Origin of the sequence: Pedobacter aquatilis (genome assembly GCF_032678405.1) — a bacterium.
GTDB lineage: Bacteria > Bacteroidota > Bacteroidia > Sphingobacteriales > Sphingobacteriaceae > Pedobacter > Pedobacter aquatilis_A.
In genome coordinates this window covers 117,517-140,881 of the sequence record NZ_JAVTSJ010000006.1, presented here as the reverse complement: position 1 = coordinate 140,881, position 23,365 = coordinate 117,517, and the positions used below count along the sequence as shown (strand labels likewise).

Sequence of the window (23,365 nt, the reverse complement as noted above, 5' to 3'; positions counted from 1 at the left end):
TATTTTCGTTTAAGAGATATGGTCTAGTTCTTCGAAAACTGAATTTTTGCTCTTAAACTCTGGAACCAGCTTTTTCATATTGATCACCACCTGGCGATCGTTATTATTTTTTGCAGATAAAATAAGTGCACTGATCTGACTAACTACATCGTCAAAAACATACTGTCTAACCTTACCGATCATTATTTTCTGATGATGTGTTGGCATAGTGTTTTCATTATCATTCAGTAGTTCTTCATACAATTTTTCTCCGGGACGTAATCCTGAATATTCAATTTTGACATCTACATTAGGCTCAAGGCCTGCCAAACGGATCATTTTTTTTGCCAACTCTACAATCTTGACAGATTTCCCCATATCAAAGACAAAAATTTCGCCACCTTTACCCATGCAACCAGCTTCCAGCACTAACCGACACGCTTCAGGAATGGTCATGAAATAACGGGTAATTTCCGGATGAGTTACTGTAACTGGTCCACCCTTTTCTATCTGTTGTTTAAACCTTGGGATAACTGAGCCATTTGACCCCAAAACGTTACCAAAACGTGTGGTGATGAATTTTGTAATTGGTTTTACTTCAAGCTCATTGATATAACTCAAACCATTGCTAAATATAAAATTCTCCTGGCTTAATGAATTACTCAGGGCCTGCACATAAATTTCTGCAATTCTTTTTGAAGCACCCATTACGTTCGTAGGATTTACTGCTTTATCAGTAGAAATCATAACGAATTTTTGAACCCCATATTTAACAGCCTTATCTGCAATTGTTTTAGTACCTAAAACATTTGCTTTGATGGCTTCCGCAGGATTATCCTCCATCAATGGTACATGTTTATAAGCAGCAGCATGGTAAACATAATGTGGCTTGTAAGTATTAAACAGTACCTCCATTCTTTGTTCATCTCTTACATCGCCAATAAAGGCATGAAAGTTTTTATTTTTATTATTTTCTTCCAATTCAAGATAAAGTTCATGTAGAGCCGATTCAGCCTGGTCGCAAATAATGATTAAACCTACACCGAATTTAGAAAGCTGCCTCACAATTTCACTTCCGATGGAACCCGCTGCACCGGTAATTAAAATGCGTTTATTATCAAGCATATTGCCTATACCTTCAATATCAATCTCTATTGATTTCCGGTTCAGCAAATCTTCGATGTTTAACTTTTGTATTTGTGTTGATTGCAGCTTACCATTTGTCCATACATCGCGGGGAGGAATATTTAATATCTTGATATCATTCTCCAGGCACATATCGATCACCAAGTCTTTGCGTTCTTCGGGAATGGTATAAGAAGCAAAGATAATTTCGTCTAGTTCGTGTTCAGCAATCAGGCTACCTAATTTATTCGCATCCAGTATTTTTACACCATCAATGGTTTTACCAACCTTACGCTCATCATCATCAATAAAGGCAACAATTGTTTTGTTAACCATGCCATCATGATCAAAAGTTCTTTTTGCTGCTAAACCCGCTTCACCTGCACCGTAGATAATTACCTTCACCTTATCCAGTTTAAGGTTTTTGATATACATGAAGAAGTATTTGATTAAAACCCGGTAAACAATCAGAAACAAAAAACTACAAAGGCCGGTTGTGATGAGAATAATATGGGAAATTATTGGAAACTTAAAAAACGTAATCGCAATAAGATTGAGCACAAAAAAAGTTCCGTTTCCTATGACTACTGCAACCAATATCCTAAAAGAATCCTGGGCACTGGTATACCTGATAATTCCGGCGAAAGTTTTTATATGCAGGAATACAGCACAGTTAATAACACCAAAAATTAGCAGATTCCTTGCCAGTTCAGGAATATCTACAGAAGTAAGATCAAGATTATGCCTTAAAGTATAGGCAAAAATCATTGAAGCTGTACAAATCGCCAGATCTAAGAGAAAAATAATCCAGCGTGGAACAATATTAATTTGAGTAAACAAAATTCAATAGGCTATATTTCACGTAAAGATAAATATAATATTTTTACTGCTAAATTTATATTTCTTTACTTTATTACAACTCGCAATTAAGATGCCATAAAACAAATAAAATGTAAAATTAACCTTTAAAAAATCAGGGTAGATTTTGATTTGATTGTGAAATAATACACTAAATACCAAGAAGCTTCACCTTTCCTTCTGATAAGAAACGTATAGAAACGAACAGTATACCGGAAATAATAGCTAAAGAAATGACGAGGAGAGCAGAATCTTTTACTACCATAAATAGTAGGATATTTGTCCCCAGTTGTACTAAAAAGTATAACCCCGAAACCAGTAGATGTGGCCATTTTCTTTCATTAGCCAGATATTGATAGTAATGGCTTCTATGTGCTTCAAAAATATTCTCTCTACGAATTACCCTAAAAATAATTGTGATTACAGCATCCAGACCATAAACCAGCAAAAGTAGTATATAATTGAAATTTCCTGTTTTTAAAATCAATTGTCCGGTTAAAAAAATGATGATAAACGCGATACTTACACTCCCTACATCTCCTGCAAAACATTTTGCCTTTTTCCTGAAATTGAAGAAGTTAAAAACTAATAAAGATAAACCAACAACAATCAATAAATCTGAAGAAGTAAATTGTACAATTTTCTTATTGATAAAATACAGAGAAGCTATGGCCAATAAACTGTAAGCACCTGTAATACCATTAATCCCATCCATAAAATTGTATGCATTAATGGTTCCGATCACAAAAACCAAAGCTACAGGAATCCAATACCAGTTAAGTTCAAAAAGATTCCATTGATAAAACATAAGTAAAACAGCTATAAGATGAATGCTAAGCCGTACCTTGTTATTTAAGGTTAGTATATCATCTATAAAACTAATTGTTGCTATTGCAAACAAACCGGCTATAAAATATGGGTACTGAAAATCAGATAGACAAAAGTAAATTAATCCGGCCAAACAAAAGATAATTCCGCCACCTCTTAAAGTAATGTTTTTATGGGAACTCCTTTCATTTGGTTTATCTATGATATTGAAACGATCAGCAATCTTGAAATAAGTCACCTCCAGGAGAAAAAGCCCGGCAAGAATCATAAAAGCAAAGGTTGATGTCATAGTTTCTTAAAACCGCGAAGATAAAGAATTCAAATCCTAATAGCTTAAATTATTTACTTAACCCAAAACAATAAATAAGATTTCGATAGTAATTATTTGTACTCATCTCCAAATGCTTTCACCATTGCTGAGGCAACTTGTTTGATTTCCTGCTCATCAGACTTAGGATAAATTAACAATACTTTTCCATCGTCTACCACGATAAAGTTCGACAAGCCCTTAATTACTGCGGCTTTCCCGGCAGGGAGCTGGATTAAACAATCTGCAGTTTCTGAGATATTTAAATGTGCACAACTGATGGCATTATTCTGTTCGTCTTTCTGGGCAACACTATGTAAAGATGCCCAGGTACCTAAATCTGACCATCCAATATCAGCAGGAATTGTGTAAACATTATCCGCTTTTTCCAATATAGCATAATCGATTGAAATGTTCGGAGTTGTTGGGTAATTTTCTAAAACAAATGCTACTTCTTCATCTGTATTGTATAATTCATTCCCTTTCTCAAATATAGATGCGATTTCTGGAGCATATTTTTCAAAAGCATTTTTAATCGCACTTGCCGACCAAATGAAGATACCTGCATTCCAAACGTAATCGCCACTTTGCAAATATGCCTGTGCTTTTTCAAGCGAAGGCTTCTCCATAAAAGCCGTTACTTTCTTTATTTCTTCTCTTTGCACCTTGCTCTTTATTCCTTGCACCTTGTTCATTGCTCCTTGCTCATCACAATACTTTATGTATCCATAACCAGTATCAGGACGTGTTGGACTTATACCTAAGGTTAATAATGCATCATTCTCTTCAGTAAAAGCCAATCCTTGGATAACTTTAATTAAAAATTCTTCTTCTTTTAAGATCAGATGATCGGAAGGTGCAACGATTATATTTGCATTTGGATTAGTCCTTGCTATTTTATAACTGGCATAAGCGATACAAGGTGCCGTATTATTTCTACTTGGCTCTAACAATATATTTTTTTGTAGAGCTTCAGGAAGTTGTTCTTCTACCAAGCCAGCATAGTCTGCATTGGTTAAAATGTAAATCTGCTCATTTGGGCAAATTTTTAGAAAGCGTTCATAAGTGAGTTGCAACAATGATTTTCCTAAACCTAAAATATCAATAAATTGTTTAGGAAAGTGGTCACGGCTTCTAGGCCAAAAGCGTGAGCCAACTCCGCCTGCCATAATGAGGATATTATTATTAGTTAGAATCATAGATTAAGCTTCGAATGATTTAGCAGTGATTGCTAAGCCGTGTTCGACTGAGATGGGCAATTCCAAATTAAGGGCTTGTTTAATTTTTTTGTTGCTGACTACATAATTTTCTGTTAGCTTATACAATCTTTCACTGTTTAATGGTAATCTAAATATATCGCCTATTCTCGCCAAAAGGCGAATATAACTTTGAGGGATTGCCAATAGTTTAGGTTTTTTATTCATTGAATTTGCTAAAATTTCAACTACTTGATTAGTGGACAATGCTACATCATCTGCAACATTAAAAACACCTGAGGGAATATTTTTTTTTAACATATTAGCAATTACAAAACATAGATTTTCAATGCTTAAAAACGATCTTTGATTTACAAAGGATGCCAATGGATAGGGAACACTTTTTTTAACAAATTTATATAGAAGATTTAAATTCCCTTTATTACCAGGTCCATGAATCATGCAAGGTCGCAAAATATAGTAGGTCTTACCATTTGGCAATGGCTGATTAATTATATAATTTTCAGCCATATGCTTAGATTTCCCATAAGGTGTTTTTGGATTGGCTATAACCTCCTCTGTTAATGGGCTATTGAGTGAGTCGGCAACAGCTTTAACAGAACTAACAAATATAAACATAGTTGCTTCTGATTTCAAAAACGCATCATATAACGTTTTAGTTAACTCAAAATTAACTTCATAATATTCTTCTATTTTCGCGGTTCTTTTTAGATCATGAGCTTTACCAGCCAAATGTATTATGCTAGAATCCTTTGTGAAAAATAGTTTATCCGCTTCATTCAATTCTTGCCTGTTAATAGCCTTAACATCTAAGCCATAATCATTAAGGTATTTTGATAAGTGCTTCCCAACGAAGCCAGTTGAACCAGTTATGTAAGCATTCATAATTTGGTATTATAAGATTGTTAAATTTTGTTTTCTTTATATACTTCTACCATCTTTTTTAATGTGCTTAAAATATCAACTTTCGGCAGATAACCTAGTTCATGTACAACCAAATCATTACTATACGAAACCCTATTTGTTAGCGCTCTTACTCTTGAGGTTGTAATAGGGCTACTAGGAATAGCATCGCCTATAAAACCAATGAGTCTCATGAAAAAATTTGGCATCCTAAGTTTTGGCTTGGGCTTACCTAGAAAATCTGCTATTGCTTCAATAAATTTTTCTAAAGGCAATTGGTCTGAAATATTGTAAATCTTTCCTATAGCCAATTTATTTGTTGCCGCTTGATATAGTATTTCGATTACATTTTCAACCGAAACATAATTAGCATTAGCTCCAGTTTTACCAATATAAAAATATCTACCGTTGTCAATAGCTTTTATTAATTGAAATAAGGATTGATTGGTCATATCTGGGCCAAAAACATTAGAGGGCCTGATTATAGTATAAGTGAACCATTTTTCCTTACCGGCCTTCATGACCAACTTGTCTGACTCTAATTTAGAGCCTTCATAGTCGTTTTTAGGATTAGGAATTTGCTTTTCATCAATAATGCCATTATACAAAGGTCCATAGACACCTGTGCTACTTAATTGGACCCAATGTTTTACTTCAGATTTTGCAGCGAGTAAAAGATTTTTTGTTCCTAACACATTTACCTCATACATCAAACTATTATTTTTAATCTCTGCTGCACAATGATATAATACATCAACTTTGTGAGTGAATTTTTTAAGAGTTTCTCCATCGCTTAGAAGATGTCCATTATAAAGTTTGACCTTGGGGGATAGACTGTTTATTTTTTTCCTACTTAAAATTCTAACCTCATGACCAAGCTCTAAATGATGATTCACTAACCTTTTTCCTATAAAACCTGTTGCCCCGGTAATTGCGATAATCATATATTCTATTTGGATAAAGATTGATAAAATTTTTTTTGTAAATTATAAATGGCATCGGCTGAAAAATCCTTTAAAATTCTTGCTCGTGCATTCTCTCTCAACTCATGAAATTTCGTTTGATTCTCGTATAACATTTTCATCGCATCAGAAAAAGCAGTAACATTTTTAAATTGTACTAATATGCCAGTTTGATTATTTTCAATAGCATCGCTTAGTCCTACAATATCAAAACCTATAGTAGGTACTTTGAGTGCAGCAGCCTCTATAACAATTGTTCCAAATCCTTCACTGCTACTTGGTAAACATAACACGTCGCTGGCATTTAAGTAATTTTCGTGTTCTTTAACGATGTCTAAACTAATAATTTGATCAGAAATATTTTGATACTTATCATATAATTCCTTTAATACTCCATTAGACTCATCTGGGCCTATAAACAGAAGCTTCACATCTTTTGTTGAATGAAAGACTTCAAAGCTTGCAAATAACTCAACGATTCCTTTGACAACTGATTTTCTTGCCAAGAATACAAATACAAAGTCATTTGGCTTTAAACCAATACTTTGCCTAAAATTTATTTTGTCATCAGATGATGCAGGTTTAAATCTGTCCAAATCTACACCAGATAATGAACCCTTACCTAAACAATGTATTTGTTGACCTTTTCGCAAAAAGGCTGAGTTAGCCAAAAATGTAGATTGGGATGGACTATCCGTTAAACATCTTGTATTAAGATAGAAAATTACCTTATCCATAAACTTTAATAAGGTTTTAGCAATACCTGATTTCGTTGCCCAAACCTGACCAGTAAATGTGTGGACTCGAATAGGAATTAATGTAAAGAAACCAGCTAATGCAGTCAAAAAACCAGATTTTGGCATTATAGAATGAACAATATCTGGCCGTATTTTGATGCAAATTTGAATAAGTTTGATGAGGGCTATAAGATCGTGAAAGGGTGAAGACTTTCTGATTATTTTTACGTCAATAAAGTTTATCAAAGGGTATTCTGCTTTATAACGAGACACGTTATTACCTGCAACATAAATCGTGTAATCGTTAACAGATCTATCTAAAAAATTTTTTAGATGCCAGGGAACAACTTCAGCTTGGGTAACAACCCTCAATATTTTTATTTTTTTTTCCAAGACTAAATTATTATTTTGAAGGTTTAGACATACTATTTTTTGCTACAATGACTACACGTCTGAGGTATTTCAATAATGAGAAGCTTACAAAAAATGGATATTGAATATTGTTAATTATCCCTAGCTCACATGCTAGTTTAATATTTTGAAGCTCACCAATTTCCATCCCCCAAAGATTACTGGAAAGTCCTTTTTCCCCAAAGTGGGCTTTTCCACCTCCAGTTATGACTAAACTTTCATTTAAAAAATAGCTATGACCTCTTTTACATATCCTGATGTAAAAATTTCCATCTTCACAGAAATTCTGATGCGATGGAAAACCGCTTACATCATTCAAAATTTCCCTTTTAAAAATTATTGTTGGTGTAATAAAGAGCATTCTTAGCAATAAATATTTTGCATCAATTTTGGTCAAAGTTGATTCTTTGTTTAGGACATTACTTTTAATAATTTCTCCATTTCTACTAGTACCAAGAAATTCAATATCCGAATTTGCTTTGATCACTTCCATTTGACGCTCCAGCTTAGTTGGTAACCACTGGTCATCACTATCTAACAGTGCTATCCAACTGCCGCTTGCGAACTTCAAACCACAATTTCTTGCAGCAGAAACGCCGGCATTTTCTTGAACAATGTAGTTAATTTCAAGCATTGGATTGTTTAATATGAAATCATTTACAATACTGTCAGAGTTATCAGTACTGCCATCATTTACAACAACTATATCAAAATCTTTAAATGTCTGATTTTTAACAGACTCTAAAGTGTTAAGGATAGTTTTAGATGCATTGTAGACAGGTATAACTACACTGATTAACGACCTATTAATTCGTTCCATTATAACTTTATTTTTTTATCAATCAAAATATAACATGAATAAGATTAACACTAATTCATCAATTTTGCCAAATCCCTACAGTAGATTTCCCAAGTGCACATTTCTTCAATTCGTTTTCTAGCCTTAAATCCTTCCTCATTTACAATAGCCTTACTATTTAACAGATTTATTAAAAGGTTATACAGTTCTAATTCATTATCCTGACTTATTAACCACCCTCCATTGTCCACATGTATCGCATCAGCAATGCCTCCAGTTTTAGTTCCAATAGCAGGAATCCCGGATGCCTGGGCTTCTAAAAAAACTAACCCAAAGCCTTCCACATTAACATCGTTAACACTCTCTCTAGTACAAAGAAGAAATAAATCATTTTCATTGTAAAATTTGGGTAAATCTACATCTTTTACATACCCATGAAATTTAACTATTTCATCAATACCTAAACCATGAGTTATTTTTACTATCTCATTTAGATAACCTCCAGTACCAGCCACATTCCATATAACCATATTAGGATGGCTTTCATTTATTTTCGATAATACACGTGCAACAAAATCATGACCTTTAAATTTTTCAATTCTAGAAACTGTGCAAATCCTTAAACATTTATTATCCTTATGTAAGGTAAAATCGGGCTTAAAAAAATTGTGGTTTACACCTAGTGGCAATGACTCACAACTTGCAGAGTGGGCTATTTTATGAACTAATTTCTTGGTGTATCTACTGTTTGCGATTATTAATTTTGCTTGGCTCAGAATTATTTTGGAGTACAGTGGTAGCCAAATTGTTTTTCTGAATAATGAACTTCCACTTGTAAATTCTGCTCCATGTCCCAAAATGAAAACATTTTTAAAGCCAGAAACCAAAGATAATATTGCTTCGGGATGCCATGTTCCACATAAAATATCACAGTTGTATTTATTTTTTAATTTAGATAAAAATATTATCGCCTTGATTTCGCATAAAAATCGTCTATGAGGTAAGGTAATTATTTCAACTTGCTCAATGTTATATGGAATATTGACACCTTCCTTTTCTCGTGTTAAAACGCGGACTCTCTCATAATATGGTTTCATACCAGCAGCGATTTCTTGACATAGTCTTGCAATACCACCGTTTGAAGGAGGAAAGTCAAATGAAAAAATAATAAGTTCTTTATTTTTAATCATACATTAAATTTATAAAGTTGAATTGCTTAAATTATGGATATTGTATATTTAACTGACTACTAGAGCCCCTCACGTCGAAAATCTTCATTGATAAATATACCCTTGTATGGAAGAAATAGATTTGGAAATTCAGATATTGACTGAAAAAAAATAAGAATTGCGTACATTATAAGAATTATTAAAATGTAACTCTTATCTTTTTTATATCTAAATATTAATAACTGACTTGCAAGCAAGAAACATTCCATTACATTAAAGTAGAAACTTCCTCTTCCCACTAAAATTATGAATGTATCCTTAAACAAAAAATATATACCCAATCCAAATAAATAACCATTAAATAATATTTTATAAGCACTCCATTTCTTAACTATTGCATCATAATTAAATAAGAATAAGGCAAAAAATAATAATCTTCTTATTAATCCTGTTAAACTTAATGATGTTGCGGACAATTCATTATCACTATACGCTTCTGCTTTTACAGAGGCTGCTCCCCCTAAAAAATTAGCAAAATTAGAGAAAACGTAGGTCGGTATGCTTGACTTTCCAATTACTATTGCCGATAACAAAAATAAAACCACTAAATACTTTTTGTAATCCCTATTTAAAAAATAATATATGAGGAAGAAAAGTGCTGAAGTATGAAAAGAAAATGCTATTGCAATTGAAAATAGAAATTTTAAAGGCTTCTTGTCTAGAACAAATTTTAAGGAATACAGACAAATAGATAAAGCTATTAATTGTCTGTTTGAGCCTAAAATGCCCATTGTTGACGTATAAAATATAAAAATAGAAATAAGCGGATACGGACTGAGTAATTTATTAGCTTTGAATACCAGGAGATAATAGACTAAAGCATGCAATAATAAAAAAACAGTATAACTATCTGTTAAAAAACGAATTAAAAAAACTGAGTATCCATAACCAATTTCAAAACCTAATAAAACATCTAATAAAACTTTATCTATTGAAATTGCAGCCTCGAAATGTTTATAGTAAGGAACCCAATCAGTGCCGGTTTCCCATCTTAATCCCACTTGAGCTACGATCAAGAAAAATGCTGTAAAATATAATGCTTTCTTACTACTTTCAGTCAAATTAACACGCACTTCTAAGTAAGAAAAGACGCTGAATAAAATAAAAGTAAAAATATAAACAGCCACTACTAATTATTAAATGATTATTTGAAATTGAAAATAATTTATTTTGAGGTTGATTTATAAATTTTAACTTGTGAATTACCACAAAAAAATATGGCAAGGATTTATAAAAAATGATTAGCCAAATATGATGATCTGGTAAGATAATTATTCTCAAAATCTATACTTTTCCTGAATTCTCTGGCAGTATTTAGAGCTTCATCATAATTATTTAAAATGTATTCTGCTACTTCAACTAATTCTCTTTGATTTTTGTAGTAATAAACGTGTATTCCATGTTTAAATTTATCATCAAACTCAGGGATGTGGGTCGAAATTTGAGGCACAGAGGAAAGTGCAATTTCAAAAAACCTTAAATTTGATGACGGAAAATTCAAGTGATCTATAGCATTTAAAGCAACTTTACTTTTTGAAGAGTAATTTAAGAACTCATTTAGGTTCACCATTTTATTAACAATTATGAGGTTTTTTCGATTGATAAAATCTAATTTTTCCCAACCAAGTCCCACAACTAAAAACTTACTATTTTCAAAATTACTTAATAATGTATTAACGGCTTCAAATCTTTCTGGTCTATATGCTCCAATAAAGGAAAAATCATATTCTTTCTTGAGTTCAGTATTTGGACTATATTGTTCAGAGATTAAAGTATCTCCAGCGAAAGGTAACCAATAAGAAGTTATATCATATTTTTTAAAAATTTCAACGTTTCTTTCGGAATGTGTGTAAACCTTATGATAATGTTTTAAATTGGAGAATATTGAACTTGACATATTAACGATGGAATCTGGCCAATAGAAAAAAACATTATCACACCAATCTTTAAAATATTCTATAGACCCAGGATTAATCCTCACATGCGTAAATACAATTATCGCATGTGGCCTTTCTGAAAATACTCGTTTTGAAACAACATGATTTGCTCTAGTTATCGCTGGAATAATATTAAGATAGAGTCCTATCTTTTTTAAAAATTTTATTGGAATAAAAGAGTTGCAAATTTTATTAAAATCTAGAATTTCAACATCAAAGTTCAATTTTTCTAATGCTGACTTATAGCTCCTTTCCATTCCGTACTGGCTATCGGAACCTATAATAAATATTTTTTTCATATTCAATTTACGTTTTTAAATAAAAATATTATCAGATATAAGACAATATTTACTTTCGCACTTAGATAGTTCTTATCATTTATGTTAACAGGCAAAAAAATCTATTACGATAAGTTTGAAAATACTTAGTTTAAAAACTTGCTGATGAAATCCTGTTTAAGTAATAATCTAGCTAATTCATCTACGTTCAGTATTTTAGTATTACTTGAATCAAATGGAACTAAAGATGAACTTTCAATAGCATTATTATTAGAGTAGTTTAAATCTCTTAAATCTGGTTTTACCCTAAAGTATTCATCATGACTTGAAGATCTTGTAGCTTCTTCAGCTGACAACAATGTTTCATGAAGTTTTTCGCTATGTCTAAAGCCTATTGTTTTTATTTTAGCCTTTTTATTAAAAATTAATTCCAAAGCGCCAACTAGACATTCAATTGTAGCGCTTGGTGCCTTTTGCACAAACAATTCACCTTGAGTACCATGTTCTAAAGCATAAAGAACTAAATTAACAGATTCCTGTAACGACATCATGAATCTCGTCATATTCATGTCGGTAACGGTTAATTCTTTATCTTTCAGAAGAAGATCTATAAAAAGCGGTATAACGGACCCTCTGGATCCCATAACATTACCATATCTAGTAACATTATAAATTGTTTTAACAGTGTTTTTGTGGTTCAAACCATATGTAAAAGTCAGTTTTTCCATCATTGCCTTCGACATACCCATTGCATTTATTGGTTGCACTGCTTTATCCGTGCTCAACATTACAACCTTTTTAACATCTACAAGTCGAGCTACCTCCAAAACATTATTTGAGCCAATAATATTGGTTTTAACAGCCTCATATGGAAAAAACTCACAAGAAGGCACATACTTTAAAGCGGCTGCATGAAAAACATAATCAGAGTTTTCAAAAGAACCAAAAAGTGATTCTCGATCTTTAATATCGCCGATAATAAACTCAACTTTGTCGCTTGGGAATTTCTTTCTTAAAATATCTTGTTTAGTTTCATCTCTAGAAACTATTTTTATCTTCTTGACCTCACTATCGCTTAGAAAATCTAACAGGGTAGAACCAAATGATCCTGTTCCGCCGGTAATAGTAATTGTTTTATCTTTCAAAAAAGCTGTATTCATATCTATTTATAGAAGTTATATGTTTTAGATAAATTATTTAAGAATTTATTTTCTTTTATAGTATCTGTTTTGTTAATACCAATGGCGTTTATTGTTTCAAACAAAGCATTAACGGTTATCTCTACTGTAAAGGGGAAAAAATCAACTAATTCAAAACCAATGGATCTATTGTTTATCTTTTCCTTTATAAAATTTATTAAGTCATCAATATATAATAAACTAAGAATTTTATTACCATCAATAACTTCACTTTTCCTTTTCGTTGCAACATTATTGCAAAAAGTTGCCACAACCGAAACATAATCTGGCTTAACGCCAGGTCCAAATATACTTGGAATTCTTAAGCATAGAAATTGATTTTTATGCTTAGAATCTGATTCTCTGAGTAAAAATTCATTATATCTTTTACTAAAACCGTACAAACTATCTACACCGAAATGAATTGATGAAAAATATATATACATTTTATTCTCAAATTTATTTATGATTGAAAAAAGTCTTTGAGAGTGGTATATATTGTATCGAAAAAAGTCATCTTCAAATTCTGAGCGAGAAACACCAGCCGCATTTATAATAACATCTGCCTTTTGTATTTTTTCAATCAAAAGTAAATCATCCTCGTCGATCTTCGCAATATAAACATCATTATCGCACGACAAATTAGTAACTAGGTTTTTTCCTATAAAACCAGATGAACCTAAAATTAAAATATTCATAAAAAATTATCTACTTCAATAGCACTTTTAACACTTGTTTAAAATATAGAATGTTCTCTTTAAAGGTATATTTATGATTAAAAAAATTTAAAAATAAAATAATTGTAAAACTTAAGCTGCACTTATAAAAATTTTGTGCATCATTTCTCTTTAAATAAATAATTCGACTTTGATTTGTGATTATTCTCTTTTTATTAGAATAATTATTAATTGCCTTTCCACTTCCTTCCTCAAGATGTATAATTTTAGTTTTTGTAAAAATATATTGATGATATCCTAATTTACTGATTCTCTTTTGTAAGTCAGACTCTTCAAAATACATAAAAAACTCAGCAGAAAAACCTCCCATTTCTTCAAATAAGCTTTTCTTTAATAACATATCTGCACCAATTACATAATCAATTTCAAAATATTCATTACCAAAATCGTAAACTCTTTCTGGAGAATTTTTAACAAAGTGCTTCAAAAATGGAACCGTAAGTAAATTTTTTTTGTGTTCTTTTGCACAAGTTGGAAAATCACTACCAAATCCATTATTTTTTAAATGCTCATCAACTAATATAGTTCCTACTACACCAATATTTAATTTATGTTGATGTTTAATAAAAAAAGACAGCAATTTCTCTATCGAATTCTCCACTAATAGAGTATCAGAATTCAAAAGAAATAAGAATTCACCTTTCGCATATTTAACACCTAAATTATTAGCCCGGCCAAAACCTAAATTATTATCTGAGCAAATTAAAACTATATCAGAAAAGTTATTTTTAATGTATTCTTGCGAACCATCAGATGAAGCATTATCAACTACAATGATTTCAAATTCTACACCATGGGTATGAGTATAAATTGAGTCGATACAATTTTTAAGTAAATCTTTTGTATTATAGTTAACAATTATAATTGATATGTCCATAACCTTTAATTTTTAGCTAAGTGATTAAGCAACATATTTATGTGAGCACAAATTTTTAACCAAGAAAATTTCTTTTGTGCAAATTCCTGAATTTTCAAGCAATCAGTCTCTAGTTTATTTGAATCGTTTACCAAGTCTAAAATCCTATTTGCTAAAAGCCTAGGGTTTTCATCACGGCTAAATAATGAACCGTAAGCTTCGTTGTCTGTAACATCTATTGCGCATGAAAATCTTGGCGAGATCAAGCTGCACCCGGACTTAATTGCCTCTAAAAACACTAAAGGAAAGCCCTCCCAGCGAGATGTTAATATGAATATTTTTGCTTTATCATATTTAGCTTGTAAAATCTCTCTATCCGATATATTACCAATAAAAAAAACTCTTGAAACTAAGGAAGGGTTTTCTTCAAAAAAAACTTTGATGTAGGGTTGAAAGTTTTTTTCAATCGGCCCAATTAATTCCAATTTCCAGTTCTCATTTTCTCTCGAAAAAACTTTAAACGCCTCTAATAAAAGTTCATTATTTTTTTGCTCACTACCAATTCTCCCAACTGTTATAATTGTATCATCCTTTGAATTAAACTCAATAACATTCCTCGCTTTTGAGTCAAAATAACCATTAGGCACATATTTTACTCTACCATTAAATAAGGCTTTGGTATTTAAATAATCACATAAATCCTTGGTTTCCACGCTTAAAAGATCAATTCGTTTTAACAAAAAAATTGACATTCTACTTAACTTTTTGCTTTTAATAGAATCATCTAAGTCAAACTTTAAGTAAGTTGAGCTTTTAGAAATAGAGATTAAATGTAAAATTTTAAAGAGTAAAAGGTAAAAAATGCTATTCTTAGAAATATGATAGCATTGCAACACATTGAATTTCCTAAAATTTCGTATTAAAAACCAACCGACATTTAATAACTCACTTTTGAAAATTTGTTTTATGAAAATTTGTTTTAATCCGTTAACATCTGTTGTTAAGTATGGGTAATCACCATTCTCGAAACAAGCTATTGATGCATCGTATTTATATTCTCTATTCAAGACAAATGGAATCATTCCTACATCTTTTGTCAAATGCACATTTTCTGCATTCGGGAAGAGAGTTAAAAATTTTTCCATTTGCTTATGAGTTTTGAGGAATACAAATTAATTGTATTCTTTTCTTCCAAATTAAGAAGATATATAAATGATAGTAGTAGTATAAAAGTAATTGCCGAATTAATTACAATTTGTAAAAACTGCCCGTTTCCAAATTGGATGATTTTACTACAAAAGTATACGGCTACAGTATTTAATATTAATATTATAATATATTTAAAAAACAGTTTTACTATAGCTCTATTTTTAAAAGGAAATTTATAGGCCATAATCATTCCTGAAATCATATGGGAGATCAAAAGTGAAATAGGAAATATAAAAATCCCCACTACTTTCACAAATGCCAAGTTTATAAAAATTGAAAAAATCTGCGCCAACATACCATAAAATGCATATTTCTTACCACGTCCAGATGCCAACAAAGCCATCCCAAAAATTAAATATACAAATACCGGAAACGTGCTCCAGCTATATAACATTGTTAATTTACTGATCTCTGTCAACGTGTCAGATGAAATTTTGCCTTTATTAAAAAAAATATCTACAATAAATGGGGATGCTGATGTGAATATTGGAATAATAATAGATAATAAAAGAATTCCCAGCTGAAATATCTGCATGAAGTTAGCTGAAAATTCTCTTGGCTTACTTTCAACGAATTTAGAGGACAAAACAGGAATCAGCATTGTTACCAAAACACTTGTTAATACACTCACAAATATGTCAGTAAACTTTCTGGAATAATCCAATGCAGAGACATTACCAATTCCAATTGTACTCACAAGAGTTTTCTCCAAAACACCTGAAATTTGTCCAAATGAGTATGGGAGAAAAAATGGTAATGCAAACATGAAAAAAATCTTGAAATCAGCGAACTTAACATTATAACCTACCCAAATAGGAATTTTCATTCTTCTTATTTGAATAAATAACAAAATAAGCAACAGAATTGACCCTATATAGTAAGAAATCACTATCGAATAAATACCTATTTTAGGTGCCAACAAAATTAACAAAATCAAATTAAGAATAGATGTTGCAAAACCAGTAATTTCTGGAATAAAAAATGATTCATATGCATTCAATATGCTAACATATATGGCAGACATCTGTGTAATAAGAAGAATTGGTGCTGCTGTTACTATCATATTAATTAATTTATGATATTTCTCACCAGAATAAGTTGGTGCTATGATTTTAGCTAAAAATTCTGGAAATATAAGTATTAAGCAGACTAATCCAATTGATATAATAAAACTAAAAAATAATAATGATCGCGTTTTTTGGAGTGCAAGCTCTTCACCAACTTCGCCTCTTAAAAAAATAAATTTTGACCTAAAAGTCTCATTGATGGGCCCCCAGACAGCCATATCTAGAAACAGTACTGCAGATAAGGAAAGTAGCCATACATCTTTATCAATGCTAACCCCAAAATATTTTGCTGTTAATGATAGACTCATAATACCAACTAATAGTTTGATTATTCTTACTAAAAAGAGTAAGCTGGATCTCCGTTTCAATATTTTGATTTTTTTTGAAGTATTAAATTTAATGAACCATTCTGGTTAGTGTATAGGCACAAATAAATCCGTTATCTAAACGAGCGAATTACTTATTATGCGCCTAAAGATGAGGGCTGCACAAGTTAACAATCCCAATATAATTCCACCTAAAACTGCTCCCTTTAATTTTCCAAACTTTTCACTTATAAGTGGATAAATAGGTTTATCTATTACCTGTATTAACGGCGTTTCTTTTAACAGTGCCAGTTTTGTCAGTTCTAGATTCTTAACCATTTCACCCAAAACGGCTTTATTTGTTTCAGCCGAAAACTGAGATTTTTGTGATGGAGCTAACCTTTGAATTTGTCGGGTTGGGTTTAAGTTGGGTGTGGCATCAGAAATCGCCACAGAAGAGTAGATAGCACCATTCATTACAGATCTCACCGAATCGGTTTTATGCTGTAGAATTTTAACATTTTGCAAATTTTTTTTTGTTTTAGTGGCTACGTAAAATTCATTTACATTTTTAACCAGTTCATCATTAAATGTTTTGGCAAAAAACTCATCCGTTGCTTTTACATCAACTTGAATAGTACTTAACTTCTTATCAGGCCTGGTTACAGATAGATAATTTTTATTAATATCAAACACTATCACCGAAATAATACTATCTCTTAATCTATTTTGCTTAAGTAAGCCAACCTCAGCTTGCGAACTGTCAGGAAAAAAATTCAATTTCTCTAAATTTTGATTACTTGTCCATTTTTTTCTTAAACCATTAAAATGGACGTAGTGTTCCACTAATGATTCTTTCTTTCCGTTTACGTAAACAATTGCTAATAAAGTTCTTTCGATCATAGTTCTAGATTTATAAAGCCCTAGAATATTATCTCCTTGAAAAATACCCCCGCCGCTACTTGCTAAATCTAAACCCGCCAAAGATGCTAGGCCGGCCAAGTTAGATAATCCACCACCACTTTTCTCATCTTCCAATACAAAAGTTGTTGTTGCAACATAGACTCTCTTTTTTGAATACGCATAGTAAAAACCCAAAATAGCGCCTAACAAACCAAAGCATACGATAAGCAGCCATTTTGATAAGAGATAACGCCACCATTGTAAAAATTTCAAAATAAGTTCTTTGAGAGAAATTTCTTCGCTTTTTTCATTCACATTATTCTCCTGAATCTCTGTTGTCATTTTATATTAAATGAATTAATTAACGTAGTAAACTTACAATAATAGCCCCTAAAGAAGCCAAACCAGTACCAATTCCTATCCAGGCTTGCGCAGAGATACGTTCTCTTTCTGCACGTTTTGGCACTAAGATTTCAGCTCCAGGTTTAATCTTTGGATAGTTGTTAAAAAACAGGAAACTTCTGGCGCCTTCTACAGAACCATTAGCATATTTCACATAGGCACTGCCTTTCAAGGCATTGGCTGTAAAACCACCAGCACCATTTACGTAGCTTTTAAAACTTCTACCGGATTTGAATACAATGTTATTTGGGTTTAGTACTTCTCCGCTCACCCTAACGGTTTGCAATTGTTTGGGCACCTTAATCACATCGCCGTCTTCTAACAGTAAATCGTACCTTTTTCCTGGAGATTCCAGAATTCTGGTTAAATCAATTCCCACCATATCAGAAGCAACAACCTGTGGTTGCTTGCTAAAAGAAGTGGTATCGACACCTGACTGGGTGAGTCGCTGCAAATTCATAATTCTGGCCCTATCCTCAGATTTTTTTTCCAAAGAAGCCCTATCTTCCTGATTATCATCTTTATCTGTGTAGCTATTTCCATACCTGGCACGCTTTAGTTGTAACTCCTTATTAAGGGAATCTTTCTGACTCCTGAATAAAGAAGTATCCTTACCCGATCTTTTTAAAGATGCGCCATCCGTATAAGCGAGCGCTGTTAAACCTCCTGCCCTTTTTACTAAATCAGATATTTTTTCATCCTTACTTTTAATGGTATAAGTACCCGGATACAATACTTCTCCTTCTATTTTAACCTGTTTTTGCACCACATAGCCTTCGGCATTTCTTACCGATACGATATCAAATGGTTGTAACCTGAAAGTAGTATCCGATACCAGTTTCAAGTTTTTATCAATATTAATCGTAAAAACATCGGCCGTACTGGCAGCGGTTGATAAAAGATCGCTGTTTCTAACCCTTCTTGAGATCTCGATGCGGTTTGGTGAGGCGCCTTCTTTAAAACCACCTGCCATTTGTATTGCATCTTCCAGGCTCATGTTAACTGCATAAGGAAACTGATCAGGTTGTCTCACCTCTCCCTGTACGGTAATTTTGTATTCCTCCCTTAAATCAAAAATCGATGAAATGGTAATCTTATCTTCTCTTTTAAGTGAAATATCGGTTTGGCTTCCATTCATAATGGCAGCAACATCAAAGGATTCTAGCGCTAAAGTATTATCAGGATTTAATCTGGAAATATAGCCCCTGCTCATGAATGCATCTTCTTTTAAACCATCAGCCTTTTGAATTAACTGTTTTAAAGTCATACCTTTTTCCAGTTCGAAATAACCTGGTCTGAATACAGCACCACTAATCTCTACCCTGTTTTCGAACCTATCCAGAATCGGCTCCACAAAAAACTTATCACCGTTTTTGGGAATATAGGTATTAAAATCAGCCGCAAAAATATCTGATATTTTTCGTTCACGTGTTGTATTTTGAAAAACCTTTACCGCCGACTGATAAGCGACATTTGAGAAACCACCTGCAAAATTTAAAACATTTTGAAAGGTTTCGCCTTTTATGGTTTCAAAAATTGCCGGGTTTTTAACTTCACCAACCACTTCAACTCGGTTTTCATATACCGGCACATTAATCACATCCTGGTCCTGCAAACGAATATTTCCCTTTTGCATTCCATTGATGATTAAATCGTAAAAATCGACTGTCGCTACAATTTTGTTATTTCTTACTACCTGTACTTTTCGGTAAGAACCATTTTCATTTGGCCCACCGGCGGCATAAAGTGCATTAAACACGCTCGATAAAGATGATAAGGTATAAGTACCTGGTTTTGTCACCTGTCCATTCAGCACCACTTTAATCCCTCGTATATTGCCAAGGTTAATGGCCAGTTTTGTTCTGCCTGAACGTAATGCAGGATAGGTTCCAGACATCAGACTTTTTATCTTGGAACGGGCTTCTTCAATGCTTAAGCCACCAACTTTAACCAGGCCAACATATTCAATTCTGATTGAGCCATCCGGGCTAACCTTAAGATCATAATTCGCTTCATTATCACCGGTTATGTCAATCAATAGCTGATCATCAGGACCAATAACATAACCTGCCGGTGTGGCCATTCGTAAATTAGGTTCGAAGGTGATATTGGTATTTTTAAATAATTCTGAACCAAATACCTTGGGTTTTAAATCATTAAAGGCTTTATCAATTAATTCCTGCTTTGTAGGCTGTCCAGTCGAGGTTGTATCAACCCCACCAACATATTGCCTGTCCGTACCACCAGAAGATGTATTATTATTTGTAGCCGTTTTAACAGGGCTTGAAGAGGCACCTTGTTTCCTGATTTTTTCAACCCTTGCACGCAACTTGGTAACTTCTTCCTGCTTCATACCCTGAGCCGCAGCAATCTGCTCCAGTTGTGCATCAGAATAACCTAGTGATTCGGCCCTCTGCATCAATTGTTTAATCTGCGCATCAGATAATTCGTCTACCTTCTGGTTAGCATAATTGCTCTGTGCAAGCGCTGTAGAGGCAGTGAATAACGTTAAAAAAAAGAAGGATAATAAGAGGAATATTTTTTGTTTCATAGATATTGTATGTAATGCATTTAGCATCACTTTATTATTCAAAATAATTTAAAGTTTTAAAACCTCCCGACTTCAGGTGCTCATCTTTCTTCATCAAATGGAGGTCGGAAATCACCATATCACTTACCAAAGCAGGCAAATCATATTTAGGTTGCCAGCCCAATTGTGTTTTTGATTTGGTTGGGTCACCTAAAAGCAAATCAACCTCTGTTGGCCGGTAATATTTTGGGTCAACCCGAACTACCGTTTGTCCTGGTTTCAGGTTATCCAAATTCAAACCTAAAACAATGGCTCTTTCTTCTTCCACATTGATAATTACGCCTTTTTCATTTTCCTCTTTACCCGAGAATTCGATTTCGATTCCCAGTTCGGCAAAACTCATTCTTACAAAATCTCTTACGGTAGTCGTAATCCCTGTTGCGATAACGAAATCTTCAGGTTTTTCCTGTTGAAGGATTAGCCACATCGCCTCTATATAATCTTTTGCATGGCCCCAATCTCTTTGTGCTGAAAGATTTCCTAAATACAGACAATTTTGAAGTCCCAAGGCAATTTTACTGGCTGCCCTGCTAATTTTACGGGTTACAAAGGTTTCTCCACGTAAGGGACTCTCGTGATTAAATAAAATACCATTACAGGCAAACATACCATAGGCTTCACGGTAATTTACTGTAATCCAATAACCATAAATTTTTGCAACCGCATAAGGCGAGCGGGGATAAAAAGGTGTGTTTTCACTTTGTGGGACAGCCTGAACCAGCCCATATAATTCTGAAGTAGAGGCCTGATAAATTTTAGTCTTCTGCGTTAGCCCTAAAATCCTGATGGCTTCAAGTAAGCGCAAAGTTCCAATGCCATCAGCATTTGCAGTATATTCTGGCATTTCAAAACTTACATGAACATGGCTCATAGCAGCCAGGTTATAAATTTCGTCAGGTTGTGTTTCCTGAATAATCCTGATTAAATTAGTTGAATCCGTTAAATCGCCGTAATGCAATTTAAAACGGACGTTACTTTCATGCTGATCCTGATAAAGATGATCAATCCGATCTGTATTAAAAAGTGAAGTTCTCCGTTTAATTCCATGAACGAAGTAACCCTTTTTTAACAAAAATTCAGCTAAATAAGCGCCATCTTGCCCGGTAACACCAGTAATAAGAGCAACTTTCATATATTAATTCATAGATTTTAAGCCAACAAACATACTGAATAATTTTTGCCTGTTAAAATACAAACCGGCATATAAAATATATTTATTATAGCCTTGCGTCTGTTAATTTCCGATCAATAAAAGATTTTGTATCAAAAATAATAGCACCATTTGCTTTAAAAGAGGCAAAATCAAGTTCAAGCAACTTCTGATGGGCAACAGCCAGAACCACTGCATCATATACTGCCGCTGGCTTTTCGGTTAAGAGCGAAATATTATACTCCTCTTTTACAATAAAAGGGTCGGCCCAGGGATCATAAACATCCACCTCAATTGAAAAAGACTTAAACTCCTTATAAATATCAATCACGCGTGTATTGCGCACATCCGGACAGTTCTCTTTAAAGGCAAAGCCTAGTATAAGCACCCTCGAGTTCTTGATCGTTTTATCTTGTGCCACCATCATCTTGATCACCTTATTAGCAACAAACATGCCCATATTGTCATTTACCCGCCTGCCGGATAAAATAACTTCGGGTTTATAGCCTAGCGCCTCTGATTTATGGGCCAGGTAGTATGGATCCACACCGATACAATGGCCACCAACCAGTCCGGGTTTATAATTTAGAAAATTCCATTTTGTTGAAGCTGCAGCAAGTACATCTGCTGTATCGATCCCCATTTTATCAAAAATTACGGCCAGCTCGTTAACAAACGAAATATTAACATCACGTTGCGCATTTTCTATGGCCTTCGAAGCTTCGGCAACTTTAATGTTGGGCGCCAGGTGTGTGCCGGCAGTGATTATACTTGCATATAATTCGTTTATGGTTAGGGCTATTTCAGGTGTTGAACCCGAAGTAACCTTTTTAATTTTAGTGAGTGTATTGATCTTATCTCCGGGATTAATCCTTTCAGGAGAATATCCACAAAAGAAATCTTTATTGTAAACCAGACCGGATATTTTTTCCAAAACAGGCACACAATCTTCCTCTGTACAGCCCGGATACACCGTTGACTCATAAATAACGATATCTCCTTTCTTTAGAACAATCCCAAGCATTTTCGATGCTGTTAGCAAAGGTTCTAAATCCGGGCGTTTTAAATGATCGATGGGCGTTGGCACGGTTACAATAAAAACAGTACATGCGCTTATATCGGGCAGGTGCGAACTAAATTTTAAGCCTTTCCCCTTATCGGTGTTCTCCAATACCAGCTTAAGTTCATCGAGATTGGCCTCTTTCGTAATATCTAAGCCAGCGTTGAGGGCTGTTACCCGCTTTTCGCTCGTATCGAAGCCAATTACAGGATATTTCTTTGCAAACTCGATCGCTAATGGTAAACCAACATAACCTAATCCAATAACCGCAATTTGTTTTACTTTATCCATTCGTGCTTAAATAATAACAAAGATAGATAAATCAATGCCTTTTTGAA

General features: G+C 33.2%; 19 protein-coding genes. All 19 read right to left on the bottom strand.

Annotated elements, in window-relative coordinates; all coding sequences use genetic code 11:
* Positions 1-9 precede the first annotated feature (9 nt).
* The 19 genes from R2R71_RS16600 to R2R71_RS16510 all read right to left on the bottom strand — a co-directional run bounded on the left by R2R71_RS16600 (position 10) and on the right by R2R71_RS16510 (position 23,318).
* Complete coding sequence (locus tag R2R71_RS16600) at positions 10-1,944, bottom strand: nucleoside-diphosphate sugar epimerase/dehydratase (protein WP_316832399.1); 1,935 nt, start codon at positions 1,942-1,944, stop codon at positions 10-12.
* Between the two features lie 169 nt (positions 1,945-2,113).
* A complete protein-coding gene (locus R2R71_RS16595) occupies positions 2,114-3,079 on the bottom strand; it encodes a glycosyltransferase family 4 protein (protein WP_316832398.1) in 966 nt (321 codons plus the stop codon).
* Positions 3,080-3,171: 92 nt separating this feature from the next.
* Positions 3,172-4,266 carry a mannose-1-phosphate guanylyltransferase gene (locus tag R2R71_RS16590; RefSeq protein WP_316832397.1) on the bottom strand — a complete coding sequence of 365 codons (1,095 nt, stop codon included), beginning with the start codon at positions 4,264-4,266 and terminating at the stop codon, positions 3,172-3,174.
* A gap of 33 nt (positions 4,267-4,299) precedes the next feature.
* On the bottom strand, positions 4,300-5,199 hold the full coding sequence (locus tag R2R71_RS16585) for an NAD-dependent epimerase/dehydratase family protein (protein ID WP_316832396.1): 900 nt from the start codon (positions 5,197-5,199) through the stop codon (positions 4,300-4,302).
* A gap of 20 nt (positions 5,200-5,219) precedes the next feature.
* Positions 5,220-6,161 (bottom strand): NAD-dependent epimerase/dehydratase family protein, encoded by a 942-nt coding sequence (locus R2R71_RS16580; RefSeq protein WP_316832395.1) that lies wholly within the window; start codon positions 6,159-6,161, stop codon positions 5,220-5,222.
* 5 nt (positions 6,162-6,166) lie between these two features.
* Complete coding sequence (locus R2R71_RS16575) at positions 6,167-7,309, bottom strand: glycosyltransferase (protein ID WP_316832394.1); 1,143 nt, start codon at positions 7,307-7,309, stop codon at positions 6,167-6,169.
* A gap of 10 nt (positions 7,310-7,319) precedes the next feature.
* Positions 7,320-8,147, bottom strand: coding sequence for a glycosyltransferase family A protein (locus R2R71_RS16570; protein ID WP_316832393.1), 828 nt, complete (start codon positions 8,145-8,147; stop codon positions 7,320-7,322).
* Positions 8,148-8,197: 50 nt separating this feature from the next.
* Positions 8,198-9,316 carry a glycosyltransferase family 4 protein gene (locus tag R2R71_RS16565; RefSeq protein WP_316832392.1) on the bottom strand — a complete coding sequence of 373 codons (1,119 nt, stop codon included), beginning with the start codon at positions 9,314-9,316 and terminating at the stop codon, positions 8,198-8,200.
* A gap of 59 nt (positions 9,317-9,375) precedes the next feature.
* Positions 9,376-10,482: an EpsG family protein gene (locus R2R71_RS16560; protein WP_316832391.1), complete on the bottom strand. Its 1,107-nt coding sequence runs from the start codon at positions 10,480-10,482 to the stop codon at positions 9,376-9,378.
* 101 nt (positions 10,483-10,583) lie between these two features.
* Positions 10,584-11,591, bottom strand: coding sequence for a glycosyltransferase (locus R2R71_RS16555; RefSeq protein ID WP_316832390.1), 1,008 nt, complete (start codon positions 11,589-11,591; stop codon positions 10,584-10,586).
* Between the two features lie 125 nt (positions 11,592-11,716).
* Positions 11,717-12,730, bottom strand: coding sequence for a polysaccharide biosynthesis protein (locus R2R71_RS16550; protein ID WP_316832389.1), 1,014 nt, complete (start codon positions 12,728-12,730; stop codon positions 11,717-11,719).
* 2 nt (positions 12,731-12,732) lie between these two features.
* Entirely contained in the window at positions 12,733-13,446 is a 714-nt protein-coding gene (locus R2R71_RS16545) for an NAD-dependent epimerase/dehydratase family protein (protein WP_316832388.1), read from the bottom strand.
* A gap of 10 nt (positions 13,447-13,456) precedes the next feature.
* Positions 13,457-14,362: a glycosyltransferase family 2 protein gene (locus tag R2R71_RS16540; protein WP_316832387.1), complete on the bottom strand. Its 906-nt coding sequence runs from the start codon at positions 14,360-14,362 to the stop codon at positions 13,457-13,459.
* A 5-nt stretch (positions 14,363-14,367) separates the two neighbouring features.
* Entirely contained in the window at positions 14,368-15,486 is a 1,119-nt protein-coding gene (locus tag R2R71_RS16535; RefSeq protein WP_316832386.1) for a glycosyltransferase family 4 protein, read from the bottom strand.
* Positions 15,471-16,925, bottom strand: coding sequence for a lipid II flippase MurJ (locus R2R71_RS16530; RefSeq protein ID WP_316832385.1), 1,455 nt, complete (start codon positions 16,923-16,925; stop codon positions 15,471-15,473). Before R2R71_RS16530 ends, R2R71_RS16535 begins: the two co-directional genes overlap by 16 nt.
* A 135-nt stretch (positions 16,926-17,060) precedes the next feature.
* Positions 17,061-18,167, bottom strand: coding sequence for a lipopolysaccharide biosynthesis protein (locus R2R71_RS16525; protein WP_316832384.1), 1,107 nt, complete (start codon positions 18,165-18,167; stop codon positions 17,061-17,063).
* 19 nt (positions 18,168-18,186) lie between these two features.
* The gene (locus R2R71_RS16520; RefSeq protein ID WP_316832383.1) at positions 18,187-20,778 is read right to left on the bottom strand and encodes an SLBB domain-containing protein; all 2,592 of its coding nucleotides are present in this window, start codon (positions 20,776-20,778) and stop codon (positions 18,187-18,189) included.
* 34 nt (positions 20,779-20,812) lie between these two features.
* Positions 20,813-21,949, bottom strand: a complete 1,137-nt coding sequence (gene gmd, locus R2R71_RS16515) for a GDP-mannose 4,6-dehydratase (protein ID WP_316832382.1) — start codon at positions 21,947-21,949, stop codon at positions 20,813-20,815.
* A gap of 85 nt (positions 21,950-22,034) precedes the next feature.
* Positions 22,035-23,318: a nucleotide sugar dehydrogenase gene (locus R2R71_RS16510; protein WP_316832381.1), complete on the bottom strand. Its 1,284-nt coding sequence runs from the start codon at positions 23,316-23,318 to the stop codon at positions 22,035-22,037.
* Positions 23,319-23,365: the final 47 nt, after the last annotated feature.